The organism is Rosenbergiella sp. YN46 (assembly GCF_036620675.1).
Lineage (GTDB): Bacteria > Pseudomonadota > Gammaproteobacteria > Enterobacterales > Enterobacteriaceae > Jejubacter.
Map to the genome: position 1 here is coordinate 1 of NZ_JAZHEE010000105.1, position 699 is coordinate 699.

Annotated in this window: 1 protein-coding gene; it reads left to right on the forward strand. The window is 34.3% G+C overall.

Features of this window, described 5'->3' with window-relative positions:
* Positions 1-699, forward strand: a 699-nt coding sequence (locus tag V3W49_RS22720; RefSeq protein ID WP_500148211.1) for a PQQ-dependent sugar dehydrogenase, incomplete at both ends; no start/stop codon positions are given.

Below are 699 nucleotides of genomic sequence, written 5' to 3' on the forward strand. Positions count from 1 at the left end.
CTGCAGATGTCTTTGGTGGTGGATTAATGGGTATTGAAACCCATCCAGACTTTTCTAGTAATCATTATCTCTATGTTTACTACACTTACGAAGAGGAAGGAAATTTGTGGAATAAAATTTTGAAAATTAGAGAATCAAAAAATAAACTGAAAGATGCTGAAATAATCTTTGACAAAATTCCAGGCTCAAAATTTACTAATGGTGGAATAATAAAATTTGGTCCAGATGGAAAACTCTATGTGGCTACAGGAACTATTTCTGACTCTTCAAACCTTCCACAAGATCTTGAGTCATTAGCAGGAAAAATATTAAGACTTAATGATGATGGTTCGATACCAGATGATAATCCATTTGAAGATTCACCAGTCTTTTCCTTAGGACATAGAAATCCTCAGGGAATGACATGGGACAAATCTGGCAATCTATACTCCATCGATTTGGGGCCAACAAAAAATGATGAAATCAACATAATTCTTTCTGGTCAAAATTATGGATGGCCAAACCAAGAATGTTCAGGAGGAATTTTTGTTGATGCAATAATGTGTTATGATCCAAGTATTGAACCGGGTGGAATTGTTATCTATTCTGGAGATAAATTAGATTTTAAAGGATATATGATTATGGCCACCCTTCGAGCTTCTCATCTTTACCAACTTGATATAAATGAAGAAGGCCTTATTTCACAAAAAAGTATACTGG